General features: G+C 33.4%; 10 protein-coding genes. 7 read left to right on the forward strand and 3 right to left on the reverse strand.

The window, feature by feature from the left end; translation table 11 throughout:
• Positions 1–36 precede the first annotated feature (36 nt).
• The 3 genes from MKX66_RS00940 to MKX66_RS00950 all read right to left on the reverse strand — a co-directional run bounded on the left by MKX66_RS00940 (position 37) and on the right by MKX66_RS00950 (position 4943).
• Positions 37–1956 (reverse strand): LTA synthase family protein, encoded by a 1920-nt coding sequence (locus tag MKX66_RS00940; protein WP_113710417.1) that lies wholly within the window; start codon positions 1954–1956, stop codon positions 37–39.
• A 550-nt stretch (positions 1957–2506) separates the two neighbouring features.
• Positions 2507–3844 (reverse strand): NAD(P)/FAD-dependent oxidoreductase, encoded by a 1338-nt coding sequence (locus MKX66_RS00945; RefSeq protein WP_215590104.1) that lies wholly within the window; start codon positions 3842–3844, stop codon positions 2507–2509.
• Between the two features lie 301 nt (positions 3845–4145).
• A complete protein-coding gene (locus MKX66_RS00950; RefSeq protein WP_341085297.1) occupies positions 4146–4943 on the reverse strand; it encodes a cell wall hydrolase in 798 nt (265 codons plus the stop codon).
• A 381-nt stretch (positions 4944–5324) separates the two neighbouring features.
• On the opposite strand from MKX66_RS00950, the gene MKX66_RS00955 reads away from it, so the two are divergent.
• The 7 genes from MKX66_RS00955 (at position 5325) to pdxR (ending at position 12066) form a co-directional block, all read left to right on the forward strand.
• A complete protein-coding gene (locus MKX66_RS00955) occupies positions 5325–6314 on the forward strand; it encodes a phosphatidylinositol-specific phospholipase C (protein WP_113769738.1) in 990 nt (329 codons plus the stop codon).
• A gap of 205 nt (positions 6315–6519) precedes the next feature.
• Positions 6520–7929 carry a glycoside hydrolase family 1 protein gene (locus MKX66_RS00960; protein ID WP_002142831.1) on the forward strand — a complete coding sequence of 470 codons (1410 nt, stop codon included), beginning with the start codon at positions 6520–6522 and terminating at the stop codon, positions 7927–7929.
• A 30-nt stretch (positions 7930–7959) separates the two neighbouring features.
• A complete protein-coding gene (locus tag MKX66_RS00965; RefSeq protein WP_113769736.1) occupies positions 7960–8667 on the forward strand; it encodes a GntR family transcriptional regulator in 708 nt (235 codons plus the stop codon).
• A 193-nt stretch (positions 8668–8860) separates the two neighbouring features.
• On the forward strand, positions 8861–9055 hold the full coding sequence (locus MKX66_RS00970) for a hypothetical protein (RefSeq protein WP_002033711.1): 195 nt from the start codon (positions 8861–8863) through the stop codon (positions 9053–9055).
• Positions 9056–9087: 32 nt separating this feature from the next.
• Entirely contained in the window at positions 9088–9768 is a 681-nt protein-coding gene (gene bshB2, locus MKX66_RS00975) for a bacillithiol biosynthesis deacetylase BshB2 (RefSeq protein WP_002033712.1), read from the forward strand.
• Positions 9768–10565 carry an alpha/beta fold hydrolase gene (locus MKX66_RS00980; protein ID WP_002142829.1) on the forward strand — a complete coding sequence of 266 codons (798 nt, stop codon included), beginning with the start codon at positions 9768–9770 and terminating at the stop codon, positions 10563–10565. The genes bshB2 and MKX66_RS00980 overlap by 1 nt, the downstream gene beginning before the upstream one ends.
• A 67-nt stretch (positions 10566–10632) precedes the next feature.
• Positions 10633–12066 (forward strand): MocR-like pyridoxine biosynthesis transcription factor PdxR, encoded by a 1434-nt coding sequence (gene pdxR, locus MKX66_RS00985; protein ID WP_215590102.1) that lies wholly within the window; start codon positions 10633–10635, stop codon positions 12064–12066.
• The last annotated feature ends 22 nt before the right edge of the window (positions 12067–12088 follow it).

Genomic DNA, 12088 nt, shown 5'->3' on the forward strand with positions numbered 1-12088 from the left:
GCAACCGTAATGAGTTGCTCCCTTTCTTTATATAGATTACTTTTCAGTTTCTTTAATTTTAGTTTTTACTTCTCCAGTTTTAATTTTATTACTTTCTGAGAAACGTAATAAATCGCCTTCAATAATTTTGTCAGACATTCGTAATTCATTTTGTGCACGGTTAATCATTTCTTGAGCTTCTTTTTTTGGTAAATCTACAACCTCACCTGTTTCTCGATTATAAAAAGTATGATTTGTATATGCATACTTGTCTGTAATAAAGCTACCATCACGTAAAACAACAAAACCGGTATATTCATCTGAAAACATATCATGGCCAAAACGGATATCGTTAGTAGTATCAATCCCTAATAAATTTAGAATAGTAGGTTTCATATCGATTTGTCCCGTAGGCTTTGAGATAGTTTGACCTTCTGTTTGGCCAGGGATATGAATATATAAAGGTGTGCGTTGTAAATTTAAAGTATCAAATTCTGTTATTTGATCTTTTTCTAAAAACTGTGCCATTGCGCGATTATGTTTTTCAGAAATGCCGTAATGATCACCGTATAACACAATAATAGAATCATCATACATTCCCTCGGCTTTTAAACGCTCAATAAATTTTTTAATTGATTCGTCTAAGTAACGTGCTGTTACGATGTAACGATCAAATACGCCATTACCAGAGTTGTATGGTTCAATGAATTTTGTATCTTCATCATACGTAAATGGATAATGGTTTGTTAAAGTAAGGAAACGAGCGTAAAATGGTTGATCAACAGTTTTTAATATATCTACTGATTGATCAAAGTATTCGATATCTTTTAATCCCCAATTTAAATTTGTTTCTGGCGTAATTTTGTAATCAAGTTCATTATAGTAACGATCATAACCAAGAGCGGAGTACATAATATTACGATTCCAAAATGTTGCGTTATTCGCATGGAATACAGAAGTGAAATAGCCTTGCTGACGTAAAATTTCTGGAGTCGCAGTATAATCGTTGTTACCGTGCGTGAAAAATACAGCTCCTCGATTTAATGGATACAACGATGTATCTATTAGAAATTCAGAATCTGATGTTTTTCCTTGACCAGTTTGGTGGAAAAAGTTATCAAAGTAATAGCTTTCATTTATGAATTCATTCAAGAATGGCGTAACTTCTTGACCATTGACGGATGCACCTATTAAAAAGGTTTGCAAGGATTCAAGAGTAACGACAATTACGTTTTTTCCTTTAGCTGCACCAAACATGTTAGGATTCGGCTCGCTATGGTTTGCCTTTACGTAGTTTTCAGTTTCTTGTAATTTACTACTATCTGCGAGTGCCTTTTGGGATCCAGCTTTTACTTGTAGTGTTAAATCATATACTTGATGAGTATATAGTCCTAAATTTTTAACAAGCATTACTCGGTCGAAGGATCTCGTTAATAATTCAGGGCGCTCTTTTTCTGCAAGATGTAGATTCGCAAAAAATACAGCAATCGTTAAGAGAAAATATAACAAGCGTGCAGAATGAGTTACACGTCCTGTTTTAAAGACTATCGATTTCTTCTTTAACAAAATAAAGAAGAAAATAATGTCTACGAATGCGAGTATAATTTTGTAGTTTAATATTTCTTTAATACTGCCGCCTAACTGTGTAAAGTTAGATGTTTGTCCAAGTACTGGTAACGTAACAAAATCGCTATAAAAATCATAGAACATTACATTTCCAACGAGAACTATAGTTAATAAGAAATTAATACATAGCGCTATATAATTTCTCTTTTCACCGGTTGCAAATAATGCTAATCCAACAAATGCTAATGATGCAGCTAGAGGGCTAATAAACAAAATAAGTTCTTGTGTGGAAGACTCAATTTTCAAATCAAAACTGAATCGCGTAATAAGATATGTTTTTAACCATACTGCTAAAGCAATTATTAAAACAAAGCTTATATTTTGCATTTGTAAATTTATTTTATTCTTCATTTTTACACCTTCTTTATAGAGTTTATTTAACTAAGGTTATATATTATGTTTTTATAACTATTAGAGTGTGGTGAACCATTTAGATTATATTTTTCTAAAGGTAATAATTTGAAGTATTCATATACATACAATGGAGAATTTTAAAGCGAAGTAACATACATCTAATTTTTTTTGAAACAGAGCAGAAAAAATCATAGTCGTAGTAAAAAATACTTATAGACATCCTAACATATTAAACACTACGGCGATGTTACAAAATATCGAACAAATGAAAGTGAAAATGAATAGATGATTTTTAAACTATTGACATTCAATCAGTTTAAATTTTCAGAAAAGTCAACTTGAAGAAAACGGTTATATTAATTAGTAGAAAACTACATTCTATATAGAATGTAGTTTTTCATGTGTTTTCAATATATCCCGTAAAATCCTGATTCTTTGTGGCTTAATCATCAGCGGGGGAGGGATAATAATTTCGTTAAAGCTATTATTAGATAAATAAAGTGTTGGTGAAACTTAAAACATTTGACTGGCATCTTAATTAAAAAGTTTAAATACCTGATAAATATTTTCCAACATACAGACCACTTGCAGCTGCTTGAGATAATGAGTGAGTGACGCCTGAACAATCTCCAATTAAAAATAGCCCATTCATACTTGTTTCAAAGTGGTTATTGATTTTTATTGTAGGAGCATAGAACTTTCCATCAATTCCATATAATAAAGTATCTTTATCGATAGGTTCTTGGATAAATTGTTCTAAACGTAATAAAAATTTTTTGAGTCCTTCAATATATAATTGAGGAATTTCTTCATTCAAATCTCCATAATCTCCGTGTAGTGTAGGCTGTATACGATTATGTTTCATGTTGTTCTCCGCTGTAGGTTGTTTCTTTATTAAGTCCTCTAAACGCTGTATAACAATCCGATCTCGTCCCTGGTTAATGCTTTTAATAATTGAACTTGCGTATACATTGGCTTCTTTGAGAGTTGGAAAATAGAGTGGGATAAATAAAGTGAAATTTAAGTTAGAAGTGCCAGTTCCTTGCTCTCGAAAATTTTGACCGTCAGGCATAACTAAACCTTCTTCGTACTTTCGAATAATGCGTCCTTTTGGATTCATACAGTAAGTAGTAGCCGTGAAATGTTCATGCTGATAAGAAAGTTTCGTCTCAAATGTATCTTTTAATATAGAACGTAATTGATGTTCTTTCATCTCTACCCTAATACCTAAATCTATACGGGTTTGTTCCTGTGCAATTTCAAGGGAAGAGCACATTTCTTTTAACCAATCAGCCCCGGAACGTCCTGTTGCAAATACGAGTTGCTTAGATTGAACTATCCCTTGATTTGTAGCTATTCTAAAATGATCTTTCTGCCTTATGATATGCTCTACATCTATATGAAATCGGATATTTATTTTCGTAAGTAAAAATTCGTAGAGCTGCTGAAAAATGTTACTTGAAAGTGTAGTGCCAAGATGCCTTACTTCTGTTGTGAGCATTTGTAAACCACACGCTTCAGCTCTCTTAGTGAGATTTAGATTTTCTGTAGAATATTTTGAAACGGAACTTCCACCAAACTGACATAGAATTTCATCTACTTCGGCCATGAGTTGTATAAAAGCTTTTTTACCTACTTTTTGCTCAAGTTCCCCACCAAATCCATTTGTATAATTAAATTTCCCTTCGGATTTTCCTAAACCACCAAATCCGAAATATTTATCACATGTAGTACAATTACACACTTTTCCTTGGTCTAAAGGACAATGGCGATCTTTTAGCGCTTTACCTTTATCAAGAATTAAAATCTTTTTGTTACTTTGGGCTAATGAATAAGCCATAAAGATGCTACTTACTCCAGCTCCGATAATTGTAACATCATACATATTCTTTCACCTGCTAACGAATAGTTTGTTTTTTATTTTCTTAGTGTATAACACTTTTATGAAGTTAAGAAATAGCTTTTATTAATAAAGAGGGAGTTTTTGAACTTGATGCTTTTTTAATTTCTCCGAGTGGTGGAGTAAATACAAATGTTTTTATTTGAAAGAAGAAATAGTTTTAAATGATCACTATGTCATATGATTAATAAAATCTTACATATAAAAAACAGACCTTTTAAGTGAAGAGGTCTGCTAATCATTTGAAATAGTTGTTAAGTGCATAAATTTGAAGAGAATTATAGTTTTATTTAGCGAAGACGTGGTTACCGATTACCGCTACTGTTTGACGTGTCGTAATCCATTTGTTTGTTGAAGTTTTTGGATTGTAAAAATAAAGCCAATCAGAATGTATTCCATTTGTAGAGATAGCCTCTTCTACTGCCATTTTTGCTTCTGCGCTTGCAGGCTGATTAATTCTACCATCGGTAACAGGAGTAAATGCATATCCGCGTTTAATAGGTTCATAAATAACACCTGTTATTGTATTTGGAAAACTATTTGCATTTACACGATTCAAGATAACTTTCGCCACCGCTACTTTTCCTTTATATGATTCGCCACCTGCCTCAGCAGTAACTAAGCGTGCCATTAAGTCTTTTTCTTTTTCTGAAATACTTGAATTGATTTTTAAATGTTGTCCTGTATAAAGCTTGTTTCCGACTGTATTGTTAATTTGTTTTATAGATTGAACGGTAACATTGTAACGCTTTGCTATAATTTCTAATGAATCTCCCGGCTGTACTTGATAAATAATTTGTCCAGAGATGTTCTTAGGTTTGTCGTTTTGATGAACAGTGACCTCATTTGATTTCATGGATCCTGGAATATGTAACTGTTCACCAATAAAAGTTTGATCTTTTCCTTTATTATTTGCTTGTTTAATAGATTGTATTGAAACTCCATATTGTTTACTGATACCCCAAAGTGTATCATTCTTTTTTACTGTATGAATGGTGGAAGCCTCAGCTACACCTTGATTACATACGAATGTAATTGCTGCCGCAGATAAAGGAATTATATGTTTTATTTTTAATAATTTCATTGTAAATCCTCCCAATAAAAAATTAAGTTTTAACTGTTGAGTAATGTAGTTCAGAGTATATAAGGTATGTATTTACATTTTAATATAAGTATATTAGCACGTATGGAATAAATAATCATTATAAGTTTTTTATTTATATCATGTAGGACCCAAATATGAAATATTGCATATGAAAGCCCATTGAAGTCCGAGTTGTTGATTACTATAATTTATCTAGTGAAAAGGGATATTAAATTTTTTTAATGCATTGAGATGAGAATATGTGGATGTTTTTAAATTTTACTTATATGCAATATTCCATATTTATGAAATGTTATTTATTAAGTAGCTTATGTTATATTCAATAAGTGTGATATAAAACGGAAAGAGAGAGGAATAAAAATGAGCAATAAGAAGTTTATTTTGAAATTATTCATATGTAGTACTATACTTAGCACATTTGTATTTGCTTTCAATGATAAGCAAGCAGTTGCTGCTAGCGCTGGTAATGGGCTTGAAAACTGGTCAAAATGGATGCAACCTATACCCGATAACGTACCGTTAGCACGAATTTCAATTCCAGGAACACATGATAGTGGAACGTTCAAGTTGCAAAATCCGATAAAGCAAGTATGGGGAATGACGCAAGAATATAATTTTCGTTACCAAATGGATCACGGAGCTAGAATTTTTGATATTAGAGGGCGTTTAACAGATGATAATACGATAGTTCTTCATCATGGGCCATTATATCTTTATGTAACATTGCATGAATTTATAAATGAAGCGAAACAATTTTTAAAAGATAATCCAAGTGAAACGATTATTATGTCTTTAAAAAAAGAGTATGAGGATATGAAAGGGGCAGAAGATTCATTTAGTAGTACGTTTGAAAAAAATTATTTTCTTGATCCTATCTTTTTAAAAACAGAAGGGAATATAAGACTTGGAGATGCTCGAGGGAAAATTGTGCTACTCAAAAGATACAGTGGTAGTAATGAATCTGGAGGATATAATAATTTTTATTGGGCAGATAATGACACGTTTACGACAACTGTAAATCAAAATGTAAATGTAACAGTACAAGATAAATATAAAGTGAGTTATGATGAGAAAGTAACATCTATTAAAGATACTATAAATGAAACGATTAACAACAGTGAAGAGTGTAATCATCTATATATTAATTTTACAAGCTTGTCTTCTGGTGGTACAGCATGGAATAGTCCATATTATTATGCGTCCTACATAAATCCTGAAATTGCAAGCTATATGAAGCAAAAGAATCCTACGAGAGTGGGCTGGGTAATTCAAGATTATATAAATGAAAAATGGTCCCCAATACTTTATCAAGAAGTTATAAGAGCGAATAAGTCACTTGTAAAAGAGTAAAGATTGTCATAGTAAGAAGCGATGAAATACGTCGCTTCTTTTTTGTTTTCTAAAAATTAACATCAAATATAGTTTTACATATCGTATGTTCATGATAGAAAAAAATCGAAACTTAAGCTATAATTACTACATATAAAATTTGTACCTATAAATTTTATATGTAGTAATGAATTTGATTTGTTGTAATGAAACGGAGGTATATATTATGAAGTTTCCACATGATTTTTTATTCGGAGCTGCTTCAGCTTCTTATCAAGTAGAAGGTGCATGGAATGAGGATGGAAAAGGTGTTACGAATTGGGATGAGTTTTCAAAAATTCCTGGCAAAACATACGATGGAACAAATGGTGATGTAGCGGTTGATCATTATCATCGATATAAGGAAGATGTTCGTTTAATGGCTGAGATGGGATTGGAATCGTATCGTTTTTCGATTTCTTGGGCGAGAATATTGCCGACTGGAGATGGAGAGGTAAATGAAAAAGGAATTGAATTTTATAATAATTTAATTGATGAATGTTTAAAGTACGGGATTGTACCGTTTGCCACTTTATATCATTGGGATCTACCATTACCGTTAGAAAAAGATGGTGGGTGGACGAATAAACGAACAGCAGAGGCTTTTGTAAAGTATGCAGAAATTTGCTTTAAGGCATTTGGTGATAGAGTGAAACATTGGATTACTTTTAATGAAACAGTGATGTTTTGTGGATTAGGCTATTTAAAAGGTGCACATCCACCAGGAATACAAAATGATGTTCCAAAGTATTTTCAAGCGACTCATTATGTATTTTATGCGCATGCGAAAACAGTTGCGGTGTACAAGCAGCTGAAACAGTATGGGGAGATAGGGATTACACATGTTTTCTTACCTGCTTATAGTGTGGATGATCAAAAAGAAAATATACTAGCAGCAAATCATGCGAATGAATATGAAACGTATTGGTACTACGATCCAGTTTTAAAAGGTGAGTATCCGTCTTATGTTGTACAACAATTAAAGGAAAATGGGTGGACTCCTAATTGGACGGTTGAAGAATTAGAAATCATTAAACAAAATGCCGAAAAAAATGATTTTATCGGCTTGAATTATTATCAGCCAATACGAGTAGAAAGATATGATATGGATATAAAGAGCGAGGAGCATTCTCGAGAAAACTCAACACTTGCTCCAGGTAATCCTTCTTTTGATGGTTTTTATCGAACAGTAAAAATGGATGATAAAACATATACCAAATGGGGTTGGGAAATATCTCCCGAAGGTTTCTTAGATGGATTGCATATGTTGAAAGCGCGTTACGGTGACATAAAGATGTATGTAACGGAAAATGGACTTGGTGATGAAGATCCAATCATTGACGGAGAAATTGTAGATGTTCCGCGAATTAAATTTATTGAAGAGCATTTAAAAGTAATGAAGTGTGCAATTCAAGAGGGAATTAATTTAAAAGGTTATTATGCATGGTCAGTTATTGATTTGTTAAGTTGGTTAAATGGATATAAAAAGCAATATGGCTTTATTTTTGTCGATCATAATGATAACTTAAAACGTAAGAAGAAACTTTCGTTTCATTGGTATAAACATGTGATCGAAACGAGAGGAGAAGAGTTATAACAGATAAAAGAGTATTTTAGGAGAAAGTGTATGAGTGCAAAGTATAAACAAATTGCAGATGTGTTAGAGCAAAACATTCGAGATGGGCTTTTTAATGAAACGAAAAAATTACCTACAGAAGAAGCGTTGATGAATCGATTTGAAGTAAGCCGTAATACGATACGTAAAGTAATTAGTCAACTTGTGAATAGAGGTTATATTTTTCAAGTGCAAGGTAGTGGTATGTTTTTACGTGAAACTTCTGTAACAGATTACATTAATTTAGGAAGTTTACGTGGATTAACGAAAAATCTCGTTTCACAAAATATTGAAACGAAAGTGCTAGAGATTGAAGTAATAGAGGCAAATGAAGAGATAGTAGAACGGATGCAATGTGAGATTGGAACTAGACTATATTTTTTGAAGCGTTTAAGAATTGTAGACGGTAAACCATTCTCTATTGAAGTAAGTTATTTCAAAAAAGATATCATTCCTTATTTGAATGAAGAAATAGCATTAAGTTCTGTATACAGTTATTTCATTGAGGATTTACGATTAAATATTGGCTTTGCCGATAAAGTTATTAGTTGTGAAAAAATAAATAAAGAAAATGCAAAGCTTTTAGAACTAAATGTAGGTGATCCAGCGCTTCTTATTGAAAATACAGTTTATCTTGTAAATGGAACAATTTTCGAGCTATCTCAATCAATGTTTCATTATGAAAAGACCAAACTTTTAAATCGAATTAATTTTAATTGAAAATGAATATAAGTAGCCTTGTAAAAAAGCAACTGGTCCTAAGTGAGCAGTTGCTTTTTATTTTTAAAGTGGATGAGCAAAAAAACACAAAAGTGGTTGGTCCGTTTTTTACAAACTTCTATTATGATAAGAGAAGAAAGGTAGTATTTTATTCATGCTTTAAAATAGACTGGCCTTAGAGAGGTGGAAGACAATGAGTTTTGCGATTTCACTAGTTGTTATTATTGTAGTTGTATCACTGTTTGGGACCGTACTAGTCGCACGAAATGTAGAGGAGAATTACGGTAAGTCTACAAAGAGGAATGTGAAAAACTTATCCGCTATCTATGTCATTCTTCTTTTAGTGCTTCTTGTAGGAGTTACTTGGTATGCGGTCGTTATTTTATAAAGTTTGTATATGATGAAGGAGTTAATATATTGATGAAAAATGAGCGCCACGTTTTAGTTGTTTTCCCGCATCCGGATGATGAGTCGTATTGCGTGGCTGGAACAATTTTGGCTTATACTGAGCAGAAAGTCCCTCTTACTTATGTTTGCTTAACACTTGGTGAAATGGGGAGAGCGATGGGGAATCCACCTTTTGCAACTCGTGAATCTTTATATACAATTAGAGAGAAAGAGTTAAAGCGAGCTACAAATATTTTAGGGATTGAAGATTTACGTATGATGGGATATCGTGATAAAACTCTTGAATTTGAAGAGCCTGGAAAATTAAGAAGCTTGATTCAAAACTGTATTGAAGAATTGGATCCTTCTGTAGTTATTTCTTTCTATCCTGGGTATGCAGTTCATCCGGATCACGATGCAACTGGGGAAGCAGTAGTAGAGGCCTTAGCTAATATTTCGGAAAGTAAACGACCAGCCTTTTATGCTGTAGCTTTTTCGAAAAATCATGAAGACGAAATAGGACCTCCAGATTTTAAAAATGAAGTGAAAAAATATGTTCCGAAAAAATTGGAAGCATTACGAGCACATGCATCACAATTTACAACTAAAGTGGATGAGCTGGAAAGGGAGTATGAAGACGGTATTTCAGGCACAGTTGAGTGGTTAGAAAGAGAACCGTTTTGGATATATTCATTCAAAGATAAAAATATGTGATGCTACATCTGAAGGTGATGAATATGTATTTTGAATATAAGAATCGAAAGATTTTTTACAATATAGAAGGATCGGGTCCTGTCATATTGTTTTTACACGGTCTTGGAGGAAATTCGAATAATTGGTTATATCAAAGAAAATACTTCAAGAAGACATGGACCGTAATCTCACTCGATTTACCTGGGCATGGGAAATCCGAAGGGATGGAAATTAGTTTTAAAGAATATTCAAATGTTTTATATGAGTTATGTAATCATTTAAAGCTAAAATCAGTAACAATTTGTGGTCTTTCAAAAGGAGCTAGAGTGGGTATCGATTTTGCTATTCAATATCCACGTTTTGTTTCTAGCTTAATTGTTGTAAATGCATTTCCCTATTTAGAACCGGCAGATCGTAAAGAACGACTTGAAGTATATGATTTACTTAGCTTGCAGGATAAAGGGAAAACTTGGGCTGATACGTTATTGAGAGCAATGGGAGTAGAAGATAATGATGCAATTGTCCGAGGATTTCATCAATCCCTACAAACGATTCATCCGACGCATATTCAAAGGCTATTCGCTGAATTAGTTGATTACGATCAAAGACCATACCTCTCTAACATTGCATGTCCTGCATTAATAATACGAGGAGAGAATGATTATTTTGTTCCGGAAAAGTATGTGAGAGAATTTGAAAAACACCTGAGAAACGTGACTTTCGTTGAGTTGAAAAATAGTGGGCACTTGCCTTATTTAGAACAGCCTACTAGCTTTAATGTGACGGTAGAGGCATTTTTAAATCATGCGCTTGATTAATACCATTTTTGCAGTGAATACTGTTATTAATGAGTTCAGGACACCAGCTTGGAGAGGAGGGAACTAAATGGAATGGCAACCGAATCGTGAAGATAAGATACCAGTTTATAAACAAATTGCTGATTACATTGAAAGAGGCATTTCTACCGGTGAATTCCCTTCTGATAGAAAATTACCTTCCGAGCGTATGTTAGCACAGAATTTACAAGTGAACCGGAGTACGGTCGTAGCTGCTTATGAGGAATTGAAATCACTTGGGGTAGTAGAACGGAAAAAAGGAAGCGGCACTCGGGTGAATACAGATATATGGGGTGTGTCACATAAACGAATACCGAACTGGGGTAGGTACGTTGAGGATGGATCGTTCTTACCTAATGTACCACTTGTTCAACAAATTCGAACGGAAACACAAAAAGATGATTTAATCAATTTAGCGAGTGGTGAATTGTCATCAGATTTAATTCCGAGTGATAGATTTCGAACAATTTTGTCGGAGAAAACATTTATGGGAAATCTCGGTTATGACCATCCGCTTGGAAATGAAATGTTGCGAAAAACCATTGCGGCACATGTCGAGCAATATAAACAAATAGAAGCAGATTCAAGCTCTATTCTTATTACATCTGGAGCTCAGCAAGCACTTAATCTTATCGTTCAATGTTTGTTAAAGCCTGGAGATGCGATTGCAATTGAGGATCCCTCCTATTGTTATTCACTTCCGATGTTTAAATCAGCAGGTTTAAAAATATTCCGTTTACCAGTTGATCAGCATGGTATGAATCCAGATGACTTAATCGATTTGCACAAAAAGCATCGCATTCGTATGGTGTTTTTAAATCCGGATTATCAAAATCCAACTGGAACGGTACTTTCATTGGCAAGACGTAAAAAGGTTTTAGAACTATCTTCTGAATTTGGTATACCGATTGTAGAAGATGATCCGTATAGTTTGACTTCTTTTACTGGAGAAGTGAATCCAACATTGAAATCGATGGATCAAAATGGGAATGTTCTTTATGTGAGCTCATTATCAAAAATTGTTGCATCAGGATTACGTATTGGTTGGGTAATTGGCCCCACGCGCGTAATTGAGAGATTGGCAGATGCGAAGCAGCAAGTTGATTTCGGTCATAGTGTATTTACACAGTGGGTAGCGAACCAATTTTTAGAATCTGAGGATTTTCATACGCATATTACGATGCTCCGTGGACAACTGAAACAAAGAAGAGATGAGTTAATTAGAAAGCTTGAAGAAATATTAGGGGATCAGATTGAATTTTTTGTTCCTGAGGGCGGAATACATTTATGGTGCAAAGTGCAAGGAACGTTTGATGAATATCATTTACTAGGTGAATCTATACAAAATGGTGTAGCATTTGTCCCAGGAAGCGTCCTAGGTTCGAAAAGTGAATATATCCGATTTACTTTTGGCAGAGCGAATGTAGAACAAATTCAGCTTGGAGTTACAAGGTTTGCGGAAACATTAAATGAGATTTCATAATAGCGAAGCGTAATATGGAAAT

Source organism: Bacillus sp. FSL R9-9530 (assembly GCF_038008145.1).
Taxonomy (GTDB): Bacteria; Bacillota; Bacilli; order Bacillales; family Bacillaceae_G; genus Bacillus_A; species Bacillus_A mycoides.

Coding starts and splice junctions, on each gene's coding strand:
- bshB2 (WP_002033712.1), top strand. CDS start 9,088: ATGAAAAATGAGCGCCACGTTTTAGTTGTTTTCCCGCATCCGGATGAT.
- MKX66_RS00980 (WP_002142829.1), top strand. CDS start 9,768: ATGCTACATCTGAAGGTGATGAATATGTATTTTGAATATAAGAATCGA.
- MKX66_RS00970 (WP_002033711.1), top strand. CDS start 8,861: ATGAGTTTTGCGATTTCACTAGTTGTTATTATTGTAGTTGTATCACTG.
- MKX66_RS00945 (WP_215590104.1), bottom strand. CDS start 3,844: ATGTATGATGTTACAATTATCGGAGCTGGAGTAAGTAGCATCTTTATG.
- MKX66_RS00955 (WP_113769738.1), top strand. CDS start 5,325: ATGAGCAATAAGAAGTTTATTTTGAAATTATTCATATGTAGTACTATA.
- MKX66_RS00950 (WP_341085297.1), bottom strand. CDS start 4,943: ATGAAATTATTAAAAATAAAACATATAATTCCTTTATCTGCGGCAGCA.
- pdxR (WP_215590102.1), top strand. CDS start 10,633: ATGGAATGGCAACCGAATCGTGAAGATAAGATACCAGTTTATAAACAA.
- MKX66_RS00940 (WP_113710417.1), bottom strand. CDS start 1,956: ATGAAGAATAAAATAAATTTACAAATGCAAAATATAAGCTTTGTTTTA.
- MKX66_RS00965 (WP_113769736.1), top strand. CDS start 7,960: ATGAGTGCAAAGTATAAACAAATTGCAGATGTGTTAGAGCAAAACATT.
- MKX66_RS00960 (WP_002142831.1), top strand. CDS start 6,520: ATGAAGTTTCCACATGATTTTTTATTCGGAGCTGCTTCAGCTTCTTAT.